Below are 20,842 nucleotides of genomic sequence, written 5' to 3' on the forward strand. Positions count from 1 at the left end.
GTCTATTTACGAGAACGTCCGATTACGCCTGACGGCTAATCGAACCTACAGGTTTCGTGATTCTATGAGTTATACAAACATAGTTTATGTGATGGTTAACTCTATCTCTATGAGGTGTAACGGATTGTTTTTAATAAATCTGTGAAGTAATATAAGACTCATTTATATCATGCGTGTTATAACAGGTTATAAATATGACTGCCCAACCATTTAATACTCGACATTATAGAAAATTCAGAAATCTATTAATTGATTTAAACAGAGACCTGTTATCTATTTCACATAAAATGTGCGAGTCAGATAAGTATGGGGAGTTTACCGAACTAGAGCATTATGTGATGGCCTTGGAAGACCGTCGATTTGTGAATCATTGTGGTTTTGATATCAAGGCATCTGCAAGAGAGCTGATCAAGAAAATACGAAGAAAAAAACATGGAGGTGCTAGTACTATAGATATGCAAATGGTTAGAACCATTACCAGATTTAAAGATATGACAATATATAGAAAGTTATATGAAACGCTACTGTCTTGGCTGGTCAATTTTCATTTCACAAAAAAACAAATAATACGCTGCTACTTAAAAAATGCTTTTTTTGGCTCTCGTCTCATAGGTGCAGAAAATGCAGCAAATGCACTATTTAATAAAGATCTGTCTATGCTAGAAAAGGATGAAAGTGCATTTATTGCGGCTATGTTATTGAGACCAAAGCCTTTAAATCCAAAAAATGAATGGTTTGAAATTGTTAAATCAAGAGCGTCTTATGCGCAGAGCGTTCGGGTTCTTGTTGAAGAGGGCTCGAAATAGAGTCCAAGTTGAAGCTTTTGTTAGATTATGCTCGGCCAAAGCTTCAGTATCGCCATCCATAATCTGTTTCCAACGACTATTGGAGTGTTTAATGATTTCTGAAGATATTCTTCTGGTTTCTGTAAAAGCAGAATCAAGATGTCTTTTACCCGAAATTATAGAGTCTATAGAGTGACCGTCTTTTATTAATTTGTAAATCGAATTGTGAGCATATCTAAAGTTATTATGAATATTTCTTTCAATATCTCTAGCGTAGTAATACATATCAATGCTGTAAAGCTCTATGAATAAAGGGTTTAAGTTTTCATTCCAATTGTTTTTAGCCTTTTTATATTCTTCCCTAGCTTGTTGTAATGTATCACTATCTTTTTTAAATTCTTTATCAGCCAGAGAGTCGAGAAGCAGGCGGCTATAATAAATACGCTCGCCAGACATTTTTTCTAATGACTTAGCTATTTCACGCAGCTTATCAATTTCTCGCTCTGAACGATTAGTCTTTATTTGATGTAGAAAGTTCTTCTCTTGGAAGCGACTTGATACATATAGACCAACGACACCGGTTAGAAAAAAGCTCACGATTATATTTGCTAGTTCCATCTTTACGGCTCATCCTAATTATATTTTGAACACTATATCTTTAGTTAAACGTATATTCAATATCATAAAGTGTTCAAAAAAAGGCGCCTTAACGGCGCCTTTTTTAATATCACCTACCCAACCAACATCACTGCAGCAGGGAGATATCCGCGACTTGCAGGAACAGGTTGCGCAGGTTGTTCAGCAGTGCCAGACGGTTGGCCTTGAGGGCTTCGTCGTCGGCCATCACCATCACTTCGTTGAAGAAGGTATCGACCGGCTCGCGCAGGGCGGCCAGACGGGTGAGGGCAGCCTGATAGTCACCGGCAGCGAACAGCGGGGCCAGTTCGGCTTGCAGTTCGGCAACCTGGGTGGCCAGCGCCTTCTCGGCGGCATCGACCAGCAGTTCCGGTTTGACGGCAGTCGGCAATTCGCCTTCGACCTTGGCCAGAATGTTGCTCACGCGCTTGTTGGCGGCAGCCAGAGCCAGTGCGGCATCCAGGGTGCGGAAGTGGCTGACGGCCTTGACGCGACGATCGAAGTCGAGCGGACGGGTCGGGCGGCGGGCCAGTACGGCCAGCACCACGTCGGCACCGATGCCTTCGTCCTGATAGGCGGCGCGGAAGCGGCCCAGCATAAAGTCGACCACGTCGGTAACGACGGTTTTGTTGGTTAGCTTGTCGCCGTAGACGCGTACCGCTTCTTCAACCAGTTCAACCAGATCCAGATCCAGCTGCTTCTCGGTCATGATGCGCAGGGCACCGATGGCGGCGCGACGCAGGGCGAACGGGTCTTTATCACCCTTCGGCAGCATGCCGATGCCGAAGATACCGGCCAGGGTGTCGAACTTGTCGGCCAGCGCGACGGCGCAGGCAACCAGACCGGACGGCAGGGCATCACCGGCAAAGCGCGGCATGTACTGCTCGTTGAGGGCCACGGCCACTGCTTCGTCTTCGCCATCGTGACGGGCGTAGTGCATCCCCATGACACCCTGGGTGTCGGTGAACTCGCCGACCATGTTGGTCATCAGGTCACACTTGGAGAGCAGACCGGCACGCTTGGCCTGAGCCACATCGGCGCCGATACGCTCGGCGATAAAGCCGGCGACGGTCTCGATACGCTCGACCTTGGCCTTGACGGTGCCCAGCTGCTGCTGGAACAGCACGGTTTCAAGGCGCGGCAGGCGGGAGGCCAGGGTCTGCTTGAGGTCGGTCTTGAAGAAGAACTCGGCGTCAGAGAGACGGGGGCGAACCACTTTCTCGTTGCCGCTGATGATCTGGCTCGGGTCTTTGGACTCGATGTTGGTGACGAAGATGAACTTCGGCAGCAGCTTGCCGTTTTTGTCGTAGACCGGGAAGTACTTCTGGTCACCCTTCATGGTGTGCACCAGCGCTTCTGCCGGCACGGCCAGGAACTTCTCTTCGAAGTTGGCGGTCAGCACCACCGGCCACTCGACCAGTGCGGTCACTTCTTCCAGCAGGGCGTCGTCCAGATCGGCCACGCCACCGAAGGCGGCTGCGGCCGCTTCGACGTCAGCCTTGATCTTGGCCTTGCGCGCCATAAAGTCGGCAATCACCATGCCGCGCTCCTGCAGGATCTGCGGGTACTGGCTGGCGTTGTCGATGGTGAATTCGCTCTCGCCCATAAAGCGGTGGCCGCGGATGGTGCGGGCAGAGTCGATACCCAGAATGTGGGCGGGGACCAGCTCGCCATCCAGCAGCAGGGTCACGGTGAAGACCGGACGCACGAACTGGATGGTCTTGTCGCCCCAGCGCATCATTTTCGGGATGGGCAGTTTGGCCAGTGCTTGGCTAACCAGCTCACCCAGCAGATCGACGGCCGGACGGCCTTCGACCTTGGCGGTGTGAACCAGCCACTCACCCTTGTCGGTGACCAGACGCTCGGCCTGCTCAACGGTGATGCCGTTGCCACGGGCCCAGCCTTCGGCTGCCTTGGTCGGCTTGCCTTCGGCATCGAACGCCTGAGCCACGGCCGGGCCGCGCTTTTCGACGCTCTTGCTCGGCTGTTCGCCCGCCAGCTCGCTCACTTTCAGCGCCAGACGGCGCGGTGAAGCAAACCACTCGACGTCGCCGAAGGCCAGATCGGCCTTGGTCAGTTCGGCTTTGAAGTTGTCGGCAAAGGCTTCGGCCAGGGAGCGCAGGGCTTTGGGCGGCAGCTCAGCAGTACCGATCTCTACCAGAAATGTATGTTGTGCCATGTCCGTTCCTTAACCTTGCTTGTTCTCACTGCGCTGACACATCGGGAAGCCCAGCGCTTCGCGGGAGGCGTAGTATGCCTCTGCCACGGCCTTGGTCAGGGTGCGAATGCGCAGGATGTAGCGCTGACGCTCGGTGACCGAGATGGCCTTGCGGGCATCCAGCAGGTTGAAGGAGTGAGCGGCTTTGAGGATGCGCTCGTAGGCAGGCAGCGGCAGCGGTTTTTCCAGTGCCAGCAGGTTCTGAGCTTCCTTCTCGTACTGCTCGAAGCAGTGGAACAGGAACTCCACATCGGCGTGTTCGAAGTTGTAGGTGGATTGCTCCACTTCGTTCTGGTGGAACACGTCGCCGTAGGTGGTCTTGCCCAGCGGGCCGTCAGACCAGACCAGATCGTAGACGCTGTCCACGCCCTGGATGTACATGGCCAGACGCTCGAGACCGTAGGTGATCTCGCCGGTGACCGGCTTGCACTCGAGGCCGCCAACTTGCTGGAAGTAGGTGAACTGGGTCACTTCCATGCCGTTCAGCCACACTTCCCAACCCAGACCCCAGGCACCCAGAGTCGGGTTTTCCCAGTTGTCTTCCACGAAGCGGATGTCGTGGATCTCGGGATCCATGCCCAGCTCTTTCAGGGAGCCCAGATAGAGTTCCTGAATGTTGTCGGGGGAAGGCTTGATGATCACCTGGAACTGGTAGTAGTGCTGCAGGCGGTTCGGGTTTTCACCGTAGCGGCCGTCAGTCGGACGGCGGGACGGTTGCACGTAAGCGCAGGCGATGGGCTCCGGGCCCAGGGCACGCAGACAGGTCATGGGGTGGGAAGTACCGGCACCCACTTCCATATCCAGCGGCTGAATGATGGTACAGCCCTGGCGGGACCAATAGTCCTGCAGCTGCAGGATCAGGCCCTGAAAGGTTTTGACATCGAATTTTTGCATAATTTTTTTCGCGCGAAGTGAAAATCAGAGCAAGATTTGCTGAATGTGAACCGAGGGAGTATACCGTCTGGCATGGTCGGATAATAGGCGAAATTGCAGCGGATTCGCGGGATGGTGCTGCGCCATGGCTGGTCGGGCGGGATGTCCGGTATATGATGTGAGCAGTGCCGCCTGCAGAGTGGGCAGGGTCGGGCAAGCCGCTGAAATAACGAGGGAGAGGAAATGGAACTGCGCTGCGCCTGGGTGACCAAGGACCCGGAATACATTGAATACCATGACAAACAGTGGGGCAGGCCGGTCTATGACGCCCGCGAGCTGTTTGCCAAGCTCTGCCTCGACGGCCAGCAGGCGGGGCTGTCGTGGATCACCATCCTCAAGCGTACCGAGAGCTACTACCGCGCCTATGCCGACTTTGATCCGGTGCAGATTGCCCGGTTCGACGAGCAGGATGTGGAGCGATTGATGCAGGACAGCGGCATTATCCGCAACCGGCTCAAGGTGCAGTCGATCATCAGAAATGCCCGCGCTTATCTGGCGTTGCAGGAGCAGGGGATCGACTTCGCCGACTACCTATGGGGCTTTGTTGGCGGCGCCCCCATCGTCAACCAGCGGCAGGGCAACGGCGATATTCCGGCCACCTCGCCGGAGTCGGATGCCATGTCGAAAGCGCTCAAGAAGCTCGGCTTCAACTTCGTCGGCAGCACTATCTGTTACGCCTTTATGCAGGCGGTGGGGATGGTGAACGATCATCTGGTCAGCTGTCCTTGCCACGCCGAGTGTCAGTTACCGCGCTGACAGCCCGCCGATTGCCCAAAAAAACACCACTCTCGCCATCTGTTCAGGCTTGCGTCAGACAATGGCGTGCCAGCGCGTTACAATCCGGCCCCCGGCATGGTGCCGGATTGTTTTCACAGAGGTTTTTTCATGCGAGCCAAGATCCTGGTGCCTGCTCTGGCACTGACCGTTGCCCTGAGCGGCTGTACCACCAACCCCTACACAGGTGAATCCCAGACCTCCAAAGGTGCCTGGGGCGCGCTGGCTGGCGCCGCTGCCGGTGCGGCCGTAGGTGCGCTCTCTTCCAGCAAGGGTGACCGCAAGAAGGGCATCCTGACCGGCGTTGCTGCCGGCGCGGCGCTGGGTGGCGGTATCGGCTACTACATGGACGTGCAGGAAGCCAAGCTGCGCGAGAAGCTGCAGGGCACCGGCGTCAGCGTGACCCGTAATGGCAATGAGCTGATCCTCAACATGCCGAACAACGTCACCTTCGACAGCTCCAGCTCCCAGCTGAAAGCGGCCGGAGCCAACACCCTCTCCGGTGTGGCCATGGTGGTTGCCGAGTTCGACAAGACCCGCCTGAACGTGGTCGGTCACACCGACAGCACTGGTTCCCGCGATCTGAACATGAAGCTCTCCCGCGATCGTGCCGATGCCGTTGCCGCCCAGCTGATTGGTCAGGGCGTAGCAGGTAGCCGCATTTCCACCACCGGCGTGGGCCCTGATCAGCCGGTTGCTACCAACAGCACAGCCGCTGGCAAAGCCCAGAACCGCCGCGTGACCATTACCCTGACCCCTACCGCCTAAGTCGCTCAGGTTTCGGTAACGAAAAGGCCCCGCCAGTGATGGCGGGGCCTTTCTATTGGCGCCGTGGCGAGCAATGACGCCTTGTTGTTTGCTCCCTTCTCCCCTCGTGGGAGAAGGGGCGGGGATGAGGGGGATAAGCGCCTCTTAGACAGCGGCAGTCAGCTGCACTTCCACCTTGTAGCCTTCATGGGCTAAGCGGGCTTGTACGCAGGCGCGCACGGGGGCGGTGCCAGCCGGGATCCAGGCATCCCACTGCTCGTTGAAGGCCGCGATGTCACCAATGTCTTTGAGATAGATGTTGGCCATCAGGATCTTGTCGACGCCGGAGCCGTTGGCTTCCAGCAGGCGCTGCAGGCTTGCCAGCACTTCGCGGGTCTGCTGGTGGATGTCGGCCTCTTCGCTGACGGGCACTTCCACCACGTAGAGGGTGCCATTGTGGATGACCACGTCTGACCAACGCTGGGTGGTGCCGATTCGGGTAATGGTTGTCATGGAGTGCTCCGGTACAGGGGCTTATTGACCCTTGCGGATCAGATAGCGGTAGGGGGCCTGCTCTGTCTCGCTGGCGACCAGGGTGTGATCCATAAAGCGGCAGAAACTGGGGATGTCGCGGGTGGTTGAAGGATCGTCGGCGCTGACCAGCAGGGTCTCGCCATCCGCCATCAGCCTCACTTTCTTGCGAACCATCATAACGGGTTCCGGGCAACGAAGCCCGATTGCGTCCAACTCATGAGTTGCGCCGCAGAATAAATCACTCATCTATTATCAACCTTCAACCTATTCGGCTGCCAATGATACTCAGGGCTAAAAAATAATCAAACAAACGACCCATTAACCAGCATATGTAACCGAAATGTTATTCGACCCTATCCAGCTTGCGCCGGACGAGTAATATAAAAATTGAACCATATTCAACAAGGAGGTGAATATGCAGGTCTCCTACGGCAGATTACAAGCCTATGCAGGCATGGGGTTCTTGTCCTTCGCCATGATAGTGATGGGCAGCCCGATCGGGAATACCGGTACCTGGTTCGGCTCCATGGTGATGGTCGGGTTGGGGCTCTGGATCGAGCTCAGCGATTACTATGACGAGGATGAGGACGAGAACGATCAATCCTGAATCGGATGACGATTCAACAACAAAGGCGGAGCAATTCCGCCTTTGTCATTTCTGCCGTTTGGCAATGTGCCCGGATCAGCGGGTCGAGCGCATCGCCCGCTCCAGATGCAGCGCCGTCTGCTCCGGGTTGGCCTTGGGGTCGTTGAAGAAGTTGCTCAGCACATCGAGGATTGCCTGCCGCATATTGGTCGGCGTCGCCATCCCCTCCGCCATGCTGGGCAGCAGGTTGTCCTGCTTTTCCGCCAGCAGGAAATCCTGATAGGAGCGGACGGCGCAGCGGTCGAACTTGCTCATGTCGGGATTGGTCAGCGCCGGGATCGACCCCTTCACCCGATTGAACTCTTCCTGGAATTTTGGCGTCATCAGCAGCTGGGCCAGATCCCCCTGCGCCTGCAGCTGGGCCGGATCCCGCTGTTTGAACATGGCGATGGAGTCGAGGTTGTAGCTGAACAGTCCGGCGCTGCCCGGGCTCGGCAGGCAGGCGATATCCTCACCCGGCCGGTAGTTGCCGGCGAGCAGCTCCCCTTTTACCCAGTCACCCATCACCTGCATGGCGGCGCCGCCGCTCTCCAGCAGATTGGTGGCCTGATGCCATTTCAGTCCGGCGTACTTTTGCGGTACGTAGGCGCGCAGCTGCTGGAAGCGGGTCAGGACCCGCACCATGTCGGGGCCGGTCAGGGTGGCGCTGTCCTGTTCCACAAAGGCTTTGCGATAGAACTGCTTGCCCCCTTCACCGAGCGCCACCGTTTCAAACAGGACGGCCAGCTGCCAGGGCTCGTTGCCGATGGCGAGCGGAGTGATGCCCCGCTTTTTAAGCTTGTCGGCGACCGTCACGAACTGGGCCCAGTCGGTGGGAGGGGTGAGCTTTTGTTGCTCGAACACCTTGCGGTTGAGCCACAACCAGTTGACCCGGTGGATGCCGGTCGGCACCGCCATCAGGGCGCCGTTCTGGCTGAGGGTAGCACGCACCATGGGCGGCATCTGACTGTACCAGCCTAGGTGCTCCGCCATGGGGGTGAGATCGCGCAAAAAGCCGAGTCCGGCCCACTCCTTGAGCTCGTAACCCTTGAGGTGGGCCGCTTCGGGCGGGTTGGCCGCCAGCGCCCGGCTCTTCAATACCGTCATGGCGCTCTTGCCGCCGCCGCCCTGTACCGCGAAGTCGTTCCACTGGTTGCCCTGTTTGGTCCACTCGGATTTGAGCACTTCGACCGCTTTCGCTTCGCCGCCGGACGTCCACCAGTGCAGCACTTCCACCTGGGAGGCGGCGACGGGAGCAGAGAGCAGGGCGATGACAGAAAAAGACAACCACTTCATAAGGTTACTGCCTTGGTAGGGAGAGCGTGGCCTGCAGGCCACCTTGCGGACGGTTTTCCAGCACCAGATCGCCGCCGTGGGCGTGGGCTATGTTGCGGGCGATGCCAAGACCGAGGCCGGTGCCGGCCTGATCGGTACTGAGCCGATAATAGGGTTCGAAAATGCGCTCGAACTGATCGTCCGGCAGGCCGGGGCCCTCATCCATGATAAAGAGGATCAGCATCTCCTCGTCATCCATGATGATGATGCGTACCCGCTGGCCGTACTTGATGCCGTTGTCTACCAGATTGCCGATGCAGCGCTTGAGCGCCAGCAGCTTGCCGCGATAGGGCCACTTGCAGTGGCCTTCGATGGTCAGCCGCTCGTCGTGCAGGTTCATCGACTCCGCCATCTGCTCCAGCAGGGCGTTGATGTCGATCTCCTCGATATTCTCGTGAATGTCGGTCTCTTTGACCGTCTGCAGCGCCCCTTTCACCATCAGCTCCAGTTCGTCGAGATCCTTGTTGAACTTGGCGATTTGCACCTCGTCATCGAGCAGCTCGACCCGCAGTCGCAGTCGGGTGATGGGGGTCTTGAGGTCGTGGGAGATGGAGCTGAACAGCCGCTCTCTATCGTCGATATAGCGACGAATGCGGTGCTGCATGATGTTGAAGGCGCGGGTGGCCGCCACGATTTCCGACGCCCCTTCCTCTTTGAGCGAAGGCTGGTCGATATCCTTGCCCAGATTGACCGCCGCCTTGGCGAGACGGCGCAGCGGCCGGGTCTGCCAGCGCACCAGCATAAAGGTGAAGAAGCAGAGGAACACCGTCATCAGGGCGATGAAACGCACCTGGTTGCTCGGCATCACGGTATCGTCGAGGGTCATGTAGGGGGCGGGCAGCAGGGCCGCCAGATAGAGCCACTCCCCCTTCTCAATCTCGATCTGGGTCACCAGTACCGGTGGATTGAGCGGTTCCAGCGACAGGGTGTAGCGGGCCCAGGAGGAGGGGAGATCCGCCAGCAAGGTGTCGTTGTTGAAGACGTGGAGGTCATCGGGTCGGGAGAAGTCCACCTTGATCGCCATGGCGTCGGAGAGCTTGCGGGTCAGCACTCCCTGCACCTCCTCCAGCACCTGCGTCTTGCGTTCGCTGTCGGGGATGGCGTTGATGTGGATCTCCTCTTCGTTGAGTGAGACGAAGAAGCGGCTGCCCCCCATGTTGCGCAGCTGGTCCAGCGCGATATGGCGATACTGCAGCGGCAGGGATTTGAAGAAGTTGACGGTGGAAGCGGCAGACATGGCGAGGTTGCGGGTGGTGCTGAGCATCCCCTCCAGTTCCCGCTTCTGGATCTGCTGCATCCAGATGCCGGTCAGAATGGTCTGGGAGAGCAGGATGGCCAGCAACAACAGCAGGATCATCCGTGACAACAGGGAGCGGGGCACCAGCGCCCCCCAGGACCACTTGTTGCTCATGGCAGCTCGTGCACCTCGGCAATCAGCATGTAGCCACTGCCGCGAATGGTCTTGATGATGCGCGGGCTCTTGCCGTTGTCGCCCAGCTTCTGGCGCAGACGGCTGATCTGCACGTCGATACCGCGCTCCATCGGCAGGCTTTCGCGGCCGCGGGTGGCATCCGAGATGGTGTCCCGATCCAGCACCACGCCGGGCTGCTGCAGGAACATGCCGAGCAGCATGGCATCGCTGCCGGAGAGATCCAGCAGGCTGCCATCATCATGGGTCAGCTGGTGGCTCAGGGTGTCGAGGGTCCACTCGGCAAAACGCAGGCGGCGGCTCGGCTCTTTCTCTTTTTCCGGCTGGCGGAATTCGGCGCGGCGCAGCAGCGCCTTGATGCGGGCCTGCAGTTCACGGGGGCTGAACGGTTTGGCGATATAGTCGTCGGCGCCGAGTTCCAGGCCGATCACCCGATCCGCTTCGTCGGAGGCAGCGGTCAGCATGATGATGGGCACCTGGGAGTCACGACGGATCTGCTGGCAGAGGGTAAAACCGTCCTCGCCGGGCATCATGATGTCCAGAATAATCAGGTCCGGGCTGTGCTGGGCGAGTTGCTGGCGCATCTCATTGCCCTCCGCCGCCGTCAATACCTGAAAGCCCGCCCGAGTCAGGTACTCATTGAGCAGCTCGCGGATCTCTTGGTCGTCATCGACGATCAGCAGTTGTTTGCTCATTGACATATGTATGTGCATCCACCCATTTTTTTGTGCAGATTGAACCTGTCGGGGGAGTAAAAAGCAAGCAAGCCCCCTATCTAATGTGAGGTTTAAGGCAATAACAGCCTATTGATAAGATTAAAACGAAAAAAGGCCGACCCAAACGGGACGGCCAACAGACAGCTTCTGACCACTGACGAGCACCCCGTGTGGCGATCGTCACAGACTTGAAAAGGGGCCAGTCAGACTGGCCCCGAAAAGGGACAACTCTCAGTAGTGCATCCCGTCGATCCGGCTGGTTATCACACCCGTTCAAACACGGTGGCGATGCCCTGACCCAGACCGATACACATGGTGGCAACCCCCAGGGTGGCATCCTTCTCCTCCATCAGATTGATGAGGGTGGTGGAGATGCGGGCGCCGGAGCAGCCGAGCGGGTGGCCCAGCGCAATGGCGCCGCCGTTCAGGTTCACCTTCTCGTCCACCTGATCCTGCAGACCCAGATCCTTCACGCAGGGCAGGGACTGGGCGGCAAACGCCTCGTTCAGCTCGAACAGGTCGATATCACCGACAGTCAGACCGGCACGCTTGAGCGCCTTCTGGGTGGCCGGCACCGGGCCGTAACCCATGATGGCGGCGTCACAGCCAGCGATGGCCATGGCACGTACCTTGGCGCGCGGCGTGAGGCCGAGGGCCTTGGCGCGATCCGCGCTCATCACCAGCATGGCGGCGGCGCCATCGGACAGCGCCGAGGAGCTGCCGGCGGTGACGGTGCCGTTGACCGGGTCGAACACCGGGCGCAGCTGGCTCAGGGTTTCAACCGTGGTCTCCGGGCGAATCACCTCGTCGTAGTCGTAGAAGAAGCGGGCGCCGCTGGCGTCGTGGCCTTCCAGCCCGACGATCTCCTTGGCAAAACGTCCTTCCACGGTTGCCGCGTGGGCACGGCGATGGGAGCGGGCCGCAAACTCGTCCTGCTGCTGACGGCTGATGCCGTGCAGCTTGCCGAGCATCTCGGCGGTCAACCCCATCATGCCGGAGGCTTTCGCCACCGACTTGGCCATGCCGGGATGGAAGTCGACGCCGTGGCTCATCGGCACGTGGCCCATGTGCTCGACGCCGCCGATGATGAAGATATCCCCATCACCTACCTGAATGGCGCGGGAGGCATCATGCAGCGCCTGCATGGAGGAGCCACACAGGCGGTTGACGGTAACCGCCCCCACCTGCTTCGGAATACCGGCCAGCAGCGCGGCGTTGCGGGCGATGTTGAAGCCCTGCTCCAAGGTCTGCTGCACGCAGCCCCAGTAGATATCCTCGATCTCGTTCGGGTCGAGGTTGGGGTTGCGCAGCAGGATGGATTTCATCAGGTGCGCGGACAGATCTTCTGCACGCACGTTGCGGAAGGCGCCGCCCTTGGACCGGCCCATCGGGGTCCGGATACAGTCGACAATGACTACGTCTTTCATGAATGGATCTCCTTTCCGCAATCAGTAGAAGGTTTTGCCCTGGGCCGCCATCTCACGCAGCTTGTCGCTGACGCGGTAGAGCGGGCCCAAATCGGCATACTGGTCGGCCATGGCCACGTAGCGATCCAGACCGATAGTGTCCAGATAGCGGAACACGCCGCCGCGGAAGGGAGGGAAGCCCAGACCGTAGACCAGCGCGATGTCGGCTTCGGCTGGCGTGGCGACAATGCCCTCTTCCAGACAGAGCACCACCTCATTGATCATCGGGATCATCATGCGAGCGATGATGGCGTCCTTGTCGAAATCCTGTTTCGGCTTGGCGATGGGGGCCAGCAGCTCGTAGCTGGCGGCGTCGGCCACCTTCTTCGGCTTGCCCTTCTTGTCCTGCTCGTAGGCGTAGAAGCCCTTGCCGTTCTTCTGACCGAAGCGGTTCACTTCGTACATCACGTCGATGGCAGTGCGACCTTCCTTGCTCATGCGTGCCGGGAAGCCCTGCGCCATCACGTCACCGGCATGGTGACCGGTGTCGATACCGACTACATCCAGCAGGTAAGCGGGGCCCATGGGCCAGCCGAACTCTTTCTCCATCACCTTGTCGACGGCGGCGAAGTCGGCGCCATCGGCGACCAGCTTGTTGAAGCCGAAGAAGTAGGGGAACAGCACCCGGTTGACGAAGAAGCCCGGGCAATCGTTGACCACCACAGGGGACTTGCCCATGGCGGCGGCGTAGGCCACCACGCGGTTGATGGTTTCATCGGAGGTCTGCTCGCCGCGGATGATCTCCACCAGTGGCATGCGGTGCACCGGGTTGAAGAAGTGCATGCCGCAGAAGTTCTGCGGGCGCTTCAGCCCCTTGGCCAGCAGGGAGATTGGGATAGTGGAGGTGTTGCTGGCGAGCACGGCGTCTTCGCCAATGATCCCTTCCACTTCGCCCAGTACGGCGGCTTTCACCTTGGGATTCTCGACCACGGCTTCGACCACTACGTCCACGCCTTTGACGTTGTCATAGCTGAGGGTCGGAGTGATGGCAGAGAGTACCTGGCCCATCTTGATGCCGTCGATGCGGCCCTTCTCGAGCTGGCCGTTGAGCAGCTTGGTGGCCTCATTCATGCCAAGTGCCAGCGCCTTCTCGTTGATGTCCTTCATCACCGCCGGAATGCCCTTGCTGGCAGACTGGTAGGCGATGCCGCCGCCCATGATGCCAGCACCCAGTACGGCGGCGTGGCTGGTGGCCTTGCTCGCCTGCTTGGCAGCCTTCTTGGCCAGCGCCTTGATGTGCTGATCGTTGAGGAAGATACCGACCAGCGCCTTGGCCACGTCGGTCTTGGCCAGCTTGATAAAGCCCTGTGCCTCGACGACCAGCGCTTCGTCACGGCCCATACCTGCGGCGGCCTCGACGGTTTTCACCGCAGTCATCGGCGCCGGATAGTGTTTGCCCGCCACGGCGGCAACCATGCCGGCGGCGGTGGTGAAGCTCATCATGGCTTCCAGTTTGGAGAGGCGCAGCGGGGCTTTTTTGGCGGCGCGACGGCTCTGCCAGTCCAGCTTGCCCGCGATGGCGTCTTTGATCATCTGCAACGCAGCGCTCTGCAGCGCGTCGGGGGCGACCACGGCATCGATGGCACCCACCTTGAGGGCGTCATCGGCACGGTAATCCTTGCCGGTGGTGATCCACTCGAGCGCGTTGTCAGCGCCGATCACTCGCGGCAGGCGGACGGTGCCGCCAAAGCCCGGCATGATGCCGAGTTTGGTCTCGGGCAGGCCGATTTTGGCTGTGGTGTCAGCCAGACGGAAGTCGGTGGAGAGAATGGTCTCGCAGCCGCCGCCCAAGGCGTGGCCCTTGATGGCGGAGAGGGTCGGAACCGGCAGATCTTCGATGGCATTGAAGATGTCGTTGGCCTTTTTCAGCCAGCCGAGCAGATCTTCTTGCGGCAGATCGAACAGTTCCAGGAATTCGGTAATGTCGGCACCGACGATAAAGGCGTCTTTGCCGGAGGTGAGGATCAGACCTTTTAGTTCACGTTCTTGTTGTAATGCGGCGATCGCTTCGCTCAGGGAGAGCAGGGTAGCGCGATCCAGCTTGTTGACTGAACCCGGGGCATCAAACCTCAGCTCGGCAATGCCGTTTTCGAGGTAGCTGACCGACAGGGTTTCGCCTTGGTAGATCATGAGAGTGTCTCCTTGTTCCCACTCAGTGGGGAGTGGTGCTCCTTAATCCCCAGCAGGGGGCGAGGCTCACTATTGATCCAAAAGGAGACATTTTCAACACCTATTTAAAACATTTGTTTAACAGATCTCGAGTAAAAGCTCTTCATCACAAAACGGGCGAAAGAGAGGCGCCTTGCGGCGCCTCGGATAGATGTGAGTTTGTTATCAACTGGCCAGTTCAGGCCGGTTGCGATACTGGTTCAGCACCTCGGGATCGGCGAGGGCATGAGTATTGTTGACGGGTCTGTTGTGTACCACCTCCCGCACCGCCAGTTCGACGATCTTGCCGGACTTGGTGCGAGGGATGGCATCCACCTGCAGGATGCGGGCGGGCACGTGGCGGGCGGTGCAGTGCTGCTTTATTTGCTGACGGATCCGCTCGCGCAGCGGCTCATCCAGCTTGCAGCCCGCCTTGAGCTTGACGAACAGCACCACCCGCTCGTCCTGCTGCCACTGCTGGCCGATGACGATGCTCTCTTCCACTTCGTCGAGCTGCTCGACATAGCGGTAGATCTCGCTGGTGCCGATGCGCACGCCGCCCGGATTGAGGGTGGCGTCGGAGCGGCCGTAGAACAGAATGCCACCGGTCGGGGTCAGCTCGATCCAGTCACCGTGGCACCAGATGTTGTCGAACCGCTCGAAGTAGGCGGCGTGGTACTTGTCACCATTCTCGTCGCCCCAGAAGTAGATGGGCTGGGCCGGGAACGGCTTGGTGCAGACCAGCTCGCCCTTCTCCCCCTGCACCGACTGGCCCGCTTCGTTGAATACCTGCACCGCGAGGCCGAGGCCACGCCCCAGACTCTCGCCGCGATAGACAGGGCTGAGCGGGTTGCCGATGACGAAGCAGGAGCAGATATCGGTGCCGCCTGAGATGGAGCTGAGCTGCACATCCTGCTTGATCTGCTGGTAGACGTAGTCAAACCCCTCCGGCGACAGCACGGAGCCGGTGCTGCAGATCAGCCGCAAGTGCGGTAAGTCGTGGGTCTTGATGGGGGCGTAACCCTGCTTGTGCAGCGCATCGAGATACTTGGCCGAGGTACCGAACAAGCTGACCTGCTCTTCGCGGGCCAGATCCCACAGCACGTTGCCATCCGGATAAAATGGCGAGCCGTCATAGAGCACCAGGGTGGCACCGGAGGCGAGCGCGCTCACCAGCCAGTTCCACATCATCCAGCCACAGGTAGTGAAGTAGAAGATCCGCTCCCCCGGCTTGATGTCGCAGTGCAGCTGGTGTTCTTTCAGGTGTTGCAGCAGGGTGCCGCCGATGCCGTGCACGATGCACTTGGGTTTGCCGGTGGTGCCGGATGAATAGAGGATATAGAGCGGGTCGTTGAAAGCCATCGGCTCGAAGGTGAGCTGGGCATCGTGCTGGCTCGCCAGCACTTGCTGCCAGTCGTGGCCAAGCTGCAGCGGGTTGCCGAGCAGGGGGATCATCACAGTCTGCTCTATGCTGCCGATCTGGCTGACGACCCCTGCTACTTTGTCCTGAATATCGATAGCTTTGCCGTTGTAGCGATAGCCATCCACCGCAAACAGCACTCGCGGCCGGGTCTGGCCGAAGCGCTCCACCACGCTGGCTTCACCGAAGTCGGGGCTGGTGGAGGTCCAGATCGCCCCGAGGCTGGTGGTTGCCAGCATGGCAACCACGGTTTCCGGAATATTGGGCAGATAGGCGGCGACCACATCGCCACGACCAATCCCCTGATGACGCAGCCACTGCGCCAGCCGGGCAACCTGTTCCCCCAGTTCACCCCAGCTCAGGGTACGGCTAGGGCTCCCTTCGATGCGGGAGATGATGGCCGGGCTCTCGTCCTGGCGGCGCAGCAGGTTTTCGGCGAAGTTGAGGCGGCTGTCGGGGAACCAGCGGGTGCGCTGCATATCCTGACGGTTTTCCGCCACTATGTTGCCGAGCTCTCCCTTGACGCCACAGTGCTGCCATACCAGCGGCCAGAAACGGGTGGTCTTCTCCACCGACCATTGGTAAAGCTGCGGGTAGTTCTGCAACTGCAAGCCGTGGAAACGGTTCACCTCCGCCATAAAACGGTAGAGGTTGGATTGCTGCATCCCGAGCGGATCCGGTTGCCACAGGCAGAGGTTGTCCATGAGTAATCCCTGACTTCATGTATCTACCGGCAGTGTATTGAATTGTTTTTGATTTGTTAATGATTGGTTTTCTGTTGATAACAAACACGTTTGTAACGTATGCGTTACCTCACGAAGCGGCAGCTTGACGGGTCGAGCCGCCAAGCGCTTGATGTTATGCTGCAATCACATTCACCTCGGAGCAGGACGCCATGAGCAGCTACAGCCAACTTTTTGCCCAGCACCTCGATACCTTGCAGCAGCGTACCCGCGACATTCTGCAACAACAGGGGCTCAGCGGACTGGCCATCCACTCCGGCCAGACTCACCGCATCTTCCTCGATGATCAGGATTACCCGTTCAAGGTAAACCCCCACTTCAAGGCTTGGTTGCCAGTGCTGGACAATCCCCACTGCTGGCTGCTGGTGGACGGGGTGAACAAACCAATCCTGCTGTTCTACCGCCCGGTGGATTTCTGGCACAAGGTAGCGGATCTGCCCAATGCCTTCTGGGTCGAGTTCTTCGATATCCGTTTCCTGACCCGGCCGGAACAGGTGGCCGACCATCTACCTGCCAACAAGCAGGAGTGGGCCTATCTGGGGGGGCATCTGGAAGTGGCCGATCTGCTGGGGCTGACCCAGCCCAATCCAGAGGCTGTGCTCAACTACCTGCACTATCACCGCGCCTACAAAACCCCCTACGAGCTGGAGTGTCTGCGCGAGGCGAACCGGATCGGGGTGCGCGGCCATATCGCCGCCAAGGACTCCTTTATGGCGGGGGCTAGCGAGTTCGAGATCAATCTGGCCTACATGAAGGCGGTCGGGCAGGGGGCCAATGAGGCGCCCTACGGCAATATCGTCGCCATCAACCGCAACGCAGCCATCCTTCACTACACCCATTTGTCTGCCTTGCGGGTGCCCGATGCGGAGCGCCACTCCTTCCTGATCGATGCCGGCGTCGATTTTCACGGTTATGCCTCCGACATCACCCGCACCTGGGCGTGGCGGCGAGGCGAGTTTGCCGATCTGATTGCTGCCCTCGACGAGCAGCAGCAGGAGATCATCAAGGAGATCAAGCCGGGTCGTCGTTACAGCGAGCTACACCTGCAGATGCATCACAAGCTGGCGCGCCTGCTGCAAGCGACCGAGCTGGTGGATATGTCGGTAGACGAGATGATCAACACCGGGGTGACCAATGTGTTCTTCCCTCACGGCCTCGGCCACTTCCTCGGTTTGCAGGTGCATGATGCGGGTGGTTTCATGCAGGATGAGCGCGGCACCCACCTGGCGGCGCCCGAGCTGTTCCCCTATCTGCGCTGCACCCGGGTGATGGAGGTGGATCAGGTGTTCACCATCGAGCCGGGACTCTACTTCATCGACAGTTTGCTGGAGCCGCTGCGTCAGGGCGAACAGGGCAAACGGGTCAACTGGAACAAGGTAGAGGCGCTGCGGCCGTTCGGCGGCATCCGCATCGAAGACAACGTGGTGCTGCACGCCAACGGGGTGGAGAACATGACCAGACAAGCAGGACTCTGATGGCGGCAGCGTACTCCATTCCGGCTGCCCCGCTGGAGTTGACCGAAGAGATAAAGAAGAGCCGCTTCATTACCCTGATCGCCCACACCCCGACCGTCGAGGCGGCCAAGGGGTGGGTCAACGAGATCAAACGCCAACATCCGGCCGCGCGCCATCACTGCTGGGCCTTTGTGGCTGGTGCGCCGCAAGATAGTCAGGTTTATGGCTTCAGCGATGACGGCGAACCTTCCGGTACTGCGGGCAAGCCGATCCTGGCCCAGTTGATGGGCTCGGGGCTCGGTGAAATCTGCGCCGTGGTAGTGCGTTACTACGGCGGCATCCAGCTTGGCACCGGTGGACTGGTCAAAGCCTATGGGGGCGGCGTCGGTGCCGCCCTCAAGCAACTGCCCACCCTGCTCAAGGTGCCGCGCACTCCCTCTCTCATTCACTGCGATTACGGTGACATGGGGACGGTCGAGTCGCTGATCAGCAGCCATAATGGCGAATTGCTGGCGGCCGATTACGGTCAGCAGGTCACCTTGCAGGTGGCGTGGGAGTCCTCAGTTTGGGCTCAGGTGGACCGTGAATTGACCGACCGGACTCATGGGCGGGTATCCCTCAGCCCCTTAGATGGCTAGAATCCATCGCTCTTTAATTGGGGAAAGGGAGCTGTAATGCACATTCTGAGCATTATTCGCATTGTTGGCCTGCTGGTTGCGCTGTTCAGCTCGACCATGCTGTTGCCTGCACTGGTGGCCTTTGGCTATCGGGATGGTGGTGGTGCCGAGTTCGTCAGCTCTTTTCTGATCGCCCTGCTGCTCGGCGTGGTGCTCTGGTTTCCCAATCGCTATCACAAGAAGGAGATGCGCTCGAAAGAGGGCTTTCTGATTGTGGTGCTGTTCTGGACCGTGCTGGGCAGTGTGGGGGCGGTGCCCTTTATCATGAGCGATGTGCCGGATATGTCAGTCTCGGAGGCCTTCTTCGAATCTTTTTCCGGCCTGACCACCACAGGGGCAACGGTACTGACCGGGCTCGATAATCTGCCCAAGGCGTTCCTGTTCTATCGCCAGTTGCTGCAGTGGCTGGGGGGGATGGGGATCATCGTACTGGCGGTGGCCATTCTGCCACTGCTGGGTATCGGGGGCATGCAGCTCTATCGCGCCGAGATCCCAGGGCCAGTGAAGGATACCAAGGTGACGCCGCGCATCGCCGAAACGGCCAAGGCGCTCTGGTTCATCTATCTGCTGCTCACCGCACTCTGTGCGCTGGCCTACTGGCTCGCCGGAATGACGCTGTTCGATGCGGTCTGCCATTCGTTCTCGACTCTGTCGGTCGGTGGCTTCTCCACTCACGATGCCAGCATCGGTTTCTTCAACAGTCCGGTCATCAACCTGATTACCGTGGTGTTCCTGCTGCTGGCCAGCGTGAACTTTGCGCTCCACTTTACCGTTTTCTCTCACCGCCCGGTGCGGCTCGGTCGCTACCTTTACGATTCTGAACTCAAGGTGTTTCTGGCCATCCAGGCGACCCTGGTGATGATCTGCTTTGTCGCCTTGCTGACCCACGGACACTACGCCACCTGGCAAGAGGCGCTCAATCACGGTCTTTTCCAGGCGGTCTCTCTGGGGACCACCACCGGCTACAGCACCACGACCTATGCCGACTGGCCCTCGTTCCTGCCCATGCTGCTGATGTTCTCAGCATTTATCGGCTGTTGTGCGGGCAGTACTGGCGGCGGCATCAAGGTGATGCGTTTTATGATCCTGTTCATGCAGGGGATGCGCGAGTTGAAGCGGTTGGTTCACCCCAGAGCCATCTATACCTTGAAGCTGGGGAATCGGGCGGTGCCCGAGCGCATCGTCGAGGCGGTGTGGGGCTACTTCGCCACCTATATTATTCTCTTCTTTATGTTCATGCTGCTGTTGCTGATGACGGGGCTGAACGAAGTGACCGCATTCACCGCTGTTGCTGCGGCTTTCACCAACGTAGGCCCGGGTTTGGGAGAGGTATCAGCCAACTTCGGCAATATCTCGCCAGCGGCCCAGTGGGTACTGGTGTTGGCCATGTTGTTTGGCCGATTGGAAATTTTCACGCTTCTGGTACTGTTTACTCCTGCATTCTGGCGTAGTTGAGGTTGTTATGGACAAGATTCTGGTGCTTTATTCCTCTCGGGATGGCCAAACCCGCAAAATAGTCGATGTCATGCTGGAGCAGATGCCGGGATGCGAAGTGGTGATGCACGACCTGCACACCTTGCCGATGTGCAACCTCAGCAAGTATGCCAAGGTCTTGATCGGCGCCTCTATCCGTTATGGCAACTTCCACCCCAGCCTGTTCAGCTTTATTCACGCTCATCAGGAGCAGTTGGAGGTGGCCAATGCGGCCTTCTTCTGTGTCAACCTGACGGCCCGCAAGCCAGAGAAGCAGACGCCGCAAACCAATGCTTATATGAAGAAGTTCCTGCGCCTCTCTCCCTGGAAGCCGAAAACCCTGGGCGTCTTTGCCGGTGCGCTGCAGTACTCCCGCTATAACTGGTGGCAGACGCGCATCATCCAGCTGATCATGAAGATTACCGGTGGCAGTACCGACACCAGTAAGGACATTGAATTTACCGATTGGGAAAAGGTGCGCAGCTTTGCCCGCGAATTCTGGTCAAAAAGGTAGCAGCGTGATGTGAATTCAGGGTTTCTTGCCCGAAACAGCCCCGCCGATGCGGGGCTTTTGTTTAATAAAGCAACGGTTGAACCGAAAAACTGTAAAAAGTGCCATTTTTTGCAGTTTTCCTCTTGTCATCCCGGCGCGGCTCCCTATAATGCGCCCCTACCAGCACGGCGGAACACGCCAACCTGATGAGCCAGCTTCCTTGTGAAGCGGGCGCC

The 20,842-nt window shown here is 58.5% G+C and carries 19 protein-coding genes; 8 read left to right on the top strand and 11 right to left on the bottom strand.

The features are described 5' to 3' along the window. Window positions 1-194 precede the first annotated feature (194 nt). Window positions 195-806 carry a biosynthetic peptidoglycan transglycosylase gene (locus OKC42_RS19390; protein ID WP_270820667.1) on the top strand — a complete coding sequence of 204 codons (612 nt, stop codon included), beginning with the start codon at window positions 195-197 and terminating at the stop codon, window positions 804-806. Here OKC42_RS19390 and OKC42_RS19395 read toward each other — a convergent pair. From OKC42_RS19395 to glyQ, 3 genes are all read right to left on the bottom strand, one after another. Continuing rightward, complete coding sequence (locus OKC42_RS19395) at window positions 750-1,403, bottom strand: hypothetical protein (RefSeq protein WP_270820668.1); 654 nt, start codon at window positions 1,401-1,403, stop codon at window positions 750-752. The genes OKC42_RS19390 and OKC42_RS19395 overlap by 57 nt on opposite strands. A 127-nt stretch (window positions 1,404-1,530) precedes the next feature. Next, window positions 1,531-3,600: a glycine--tRNA ligase subunit beta gene (glyS, locus tag OKC42_RS19400; protein ID WP_021229264.1), complete on the bottom strand. Its 2,070-nt coding sequence runs from the start codon at window positions 3,598-3,600 to the stop codon at window positions 1,531-1,533. A 9-nt stretch (window positions 3,601-3,609) separates the two neighbouring features. Continuing rightward, window positions 3,610-4,533, bottom strand: coding sequence for a glycine--tRNA ligase subunit alpha (glyQ, locus tag OKC42_RS19405; RefSeq protein ID WP_005339464.1), 924 nt, complete (start codon window positions 4,531-4,533; stop codon window positions 3,610-3,612). A gap of 222 nt (window positions 4,534-4,755) precedes the next feature. On the opposite strand from glyQ, the gene OKC42_RS19410 reads away from it, so the two are divergent. Further along, the gene (locus OKC42_RS19410; protein WP_005339466.1) at window positions 4,756-5,328 is read left to right on the top strand and encodes a DNA-3-methyladenine glycosylase I; all 573 of its coding nucleotides are present in this window, start codon (window positions 4,756-4,758) and stop codon (window positions 5,326-5,328) included. A 129-nt stretch (window positions 5,329-5,457) separates the two neighbouring features. Continuing rightward, the gene (locus OKC42_RS19415; RefSeq protein WP_005339468.1) at window positions 5,458-6,114 is read left to right on the top strand and encodes an OmpA family lipoprotein; all 657 of its coding nucleotides are present in this window, start codon (window positions 5,458-5,460) and stop codon (window positions 6,112-6,114) included. Window positions 6,115-6,258: 144 nt separating this feature from the next. Here OKC42_RS19415 and OKC42_RS19420 read toward each other — a convergent pair whose 3' ends face one another. Next, window positions 6,259-6,606, bottom strand: a complete 348-nt coding sequence (locus OKC42_RS19420) for a RidA family protein (protein WP_021229265.1) — start codon at window positions 6,604-6,606, stop codon at window positions 6,259-6,261. Between the two features lie 21 nt (window positions 6,607-6,627). Next, window positions 6,628-6,873: a sulfurtransferase TusA gene (gene tusA, locus OKC42_RS19425; protein ID WP_005339470.1), complete on the bottom strand. Its 246-nt coding sequence runs from the start codon at window positions 6,871-6,873 to the stop codon at window positions 6,628-6,630. 169 nt (window positions 6,874-7,042) lie between these two features. Between tusA and OKC42_RS19430 the strand changes: the two genes are divergently transcribed. Beyond that, the gene (locus OKC42_RS19430) at window positions 7,043-7,234 is read left to right on the top strand and encodes a hypothetical protein (RefSeq protein WP_005339471.1); all 192 of its coding nucleotides are present in this window, start codon (window positions 7,043-7,045) and stop codon (window positions 7,232-7,234) included. A 75-nt stretch (window positions 7,235-7,309) separates the two neighbouring features. Here the strand turns inward: OKC42_RS19430 and OKC42_RS19435 are convergent, their stop codons facing one another. The 6 genes from OKC42_RS19435 to OKC42_RS19460 all read right to left on the bottom strand — a co-directional run bounded on the left by OKC42_RS19435 (window position 7,310) and on the right by OKC42_RS19460 (window position 16,470). Next, window positions 7,310-8,548, bottom strand: a complete 1,239-nt coding sequence (locus tag OKC42_RS19435) for an ABC transporter substrate-binding protein (RefSeq protein ID WP_270820669.1) — start codon at window positions 8,546-8,548, stop codon at window positions 7,310-7,312. A gap of 4 nt (window positions 8,549-8,552) precedes the next feature. Beyond that, entirely contained in the window at window positions 8,553-9,998 is a 1,446-nt protein-coding gene (locus tag OKC42_RS19440; RefSeq protein ID WP_005339474.1) for an ATP-binding protein, read from the bottom strand. Beyond that, on the bottom strand, window positions 9,995-10,717 hold the full coding sequence (locus tag OKC42_RS19445; protein WP_005339475.1) for a response regulator: 723 nt from the start codon (window positions 10,715-10,717) through the stop codon (window positions 9,995-9,997). Before OKC42_RS19445 ends, OKC42_RS19440 begins: the two co-directional genes overlap by 4 nt. 278 nt (window positions 10,718-10,995) lie before the next feature. After that, window positions 10,996-12,159 (bottom strand): acetyl-CoA C-acyltransferase FadA, encoded by a 1,164-nt coding sequence (gene fadA, locus OKC42_RS19450; RefSeq protein ID WP_005355952.1) that lies wholly within the window; start codon window positions 12,157-12,159, stop codon window positions 10,996-10,998. A gap of 21 nt (window positions 12,160-12,180) precedes the next feature. Beyond that, window positions 12,181-14,328: a fatty acid oxidation complex subunit alpha FadB gene (gene fadB / locus OKC42_RS19455; protein ID WP_270820671.1), complete on the bottom strand. Its 2,148-nt coding sequence runs from the start codon at window positions 14,326-14,328 to the stop codon at window positions 12,181-12,183. A 204-nt stretch (window positions 14,329-14,532) separates the two neighbouring features. Next, window positions 14,533-16,470 (bottom strand): acetoacetate--CoA ligase, encoded by a 1,938-nt coding sequence (locus OKC42_RS19460; RefSeq protein ID WP_270820672.1) that lies wholly within the window; start codon window positions 16,468-16,470, stop codon window positions 14,533-14,535. A 191-nt stretch (window positions 16,471-16,661) separates the two neighbouring features. On the opposite strand from OKC42_RS19460, the gene pepQ reads away from it, so the two are divergent. From pepQ to hemG, 4 genes are read left to right on the top strand one after another with little or no spacing between them, the layout of a single operon-like run. Continuing rightward, on the top strand, window positions 16,662-17,984 hold the full coding sequence (gene pepQ / locus OKC42_RS19465; RefSeq protein WP_270820673.1) for a Xaa-Pro dipeptidase: 1,323 nt from the start codon (window positions 16,662-16,664) through the stop codon (window positions 17,982-17,984). Next, entirely contained in the window at window positions 17,984-18,601 is a 618-nt protein-coding gene (locus tag OKC42_RS19470) for a YigZ family protein (RefSeq protein ID WP_040069890.1), read from the top strand. Before pepQ ends, OKC42_RS19470 begins: the two co-directional genes overlap by 1 nt. Before the next feature lie 36 nt (window positions 18,602-18,637). Continuing rightward, window positions 18,638-20,095: a TrkH family potassium uptake protein gene (locus OKC42_RS19475; RefSeq protein ID WP_005339482.1), complete on the top strand. Its 1,458-nt coding sequence runs from the start codon at window positions 18,638-18,640 to the stop codon at window positions 20,093-20,095. Between the two features lie 7 nt (window positions 20,096-20,102). After that, entirely contained in the window at window positions 20,103-20,627 is a 525-nt protein-coding gene (gene hemG, locus OKC42_RS19480; RefSeq protein WP_005339483.1) for a menaquinone-dependent protoporphyrinogen IX dehydrogenase, read from the top strand. Window positions 20,628-20,842 lie beyond the last annotated feature (215 nt).

Origin of the sequence: Aeromonas sp. Y311-2 (genome assembly GCF_027706025.1) — a bacterium.
In the GTDB taxonomy this organism is placed as follows: Bacteria; Pseudomonadota; Gammaproteobacteria; order Enterobacterales; family Aeromonadaceae; genus Aeromonas; species Aeromonas veronii.

Coding starts and splice junctions, on each gene's coding strand:
- OKC42_RS19390 (WP_270820667.1), top strand. CDS start 195: ATGACTGCCCAACCATTTAATACTCGACATTATAGAAAATTCAGAAAT.
- OKC42_RS19395 (WP_270820668.1), bottom strand. CDS start 1,403: ATGGAACTAGCAAATATAATCGTGAGCTTTTTTCTAACCGGTGTCGTT.
- glyS (WP_021229264.1), bottom strand. CDS start 3,600: ATGGCACAACATACATTTCTGGTAGAGATCGGTACTGCTGAGCTGCCG.
- glyQ (WP_005339464.1), bottom strand. CDS start 4,533: ATGCAAAAATTCGATGTCAAAACCTTTCAGGGCCTGATCCTGCAGCTG.
- OKC42_RS19410 (WP_005339466.1), top strand. CDS start 4,756: ATGGAACTGCGCTGCGCCTGGGTGACCAAGGACCCGGAATACATTGAA.
- OKC42_RS19415 (WP_005339468.1), top strand. CDS start 5,458: ATGCGAGCCAAGATCCTGGTGCCTGCTCTGGCACTGACCGTTGCCCTG.
- OKC42_RS19420 (WP_021229265.1), bottom strand. CDS start 6,606: ATGACAACCATTACCCGAATCGGCACCACCCAGCGTTGGTCAGACGTG.
- tusA (WP_005339470.1), bottom strand. CDS start 6,873: ATGAGTGATTTATTCTGCGGCGCAACTCATGAGTTGGACGCAATCGGG.
- OKC42_RS19430 (WP_005339471.1), top strand. CDS start 7,043: ATGCAGGTCTCCTACGGCAGATTACAAGCCTATGCAGGCATGGGGTTC.
- OKC42_RS19435 (WP_270820669.1), bottom strand. CDS start 8,548: ATGAAGTGGTTGTCTTTTTCTGTCATCGCCCTGCTCTCTGCTCCCGTC.
- OKC42_RS19440 (WP_005339474.1), bottom strand. CDS start 9,998: ATGAGCAACAAGTGGTCCTGGGGGGCGCTGGTGCCCCGCTCCCTGTTG.
- OKC42_RS19445 (WP_005339475.1), bottom strand. CDS start 10,717: ATGTCAATGAGCAAACAACTGCTGATCGTCGATGACGACCAAGAGATC.
- fadA (WP_005355952.1), bottom strand. CDS start 12,159: ATGAAAGACGTAGTCATTGTCGACTGTATCCGGACCCCGATGGGCCGG.
- fadB (WP_270820671.1), bottom strand. CDS start 14,328: ATGATCTACCAAGGCGAAACCCTGTCGGTCAGCTACCTCGAAAACGGC.
- OKC42_RS19460 (WP_270820672.1), bottom strand. CDS start 16,470: ATGGACAACCTCTGCCTGTGGCAACCGGATCCGCTCGGGATGCAGCAA.
- pepQ (WP_270820673.1), top strand. CDS start 16,662: ATGAGCAGCTACAGCCAACTTTTTGCCCAGCACCTCGATACCTTGCAG.
- OKC42_RS19470 (WP_040069890.1), top strand. CDS start 17,984: ATGGCGGCAGCGTACTCCATTCCGGCTGCCCCGCTGGAGTTGACCGAA.
- OKC42_RS19475 (WP_005339482.1), top strand. CDS start 18,638: ATGCACATTCTGAGCATTATTCGCATTGTTGGCCTGCTGGTTGCGCTG.
- hemG (WP_005339483.1), top strand. CDS start 20,103: ATGGACAAGATTCTGGTGCTTTATTCCTCTCGGGATGGCCAAACCCGC.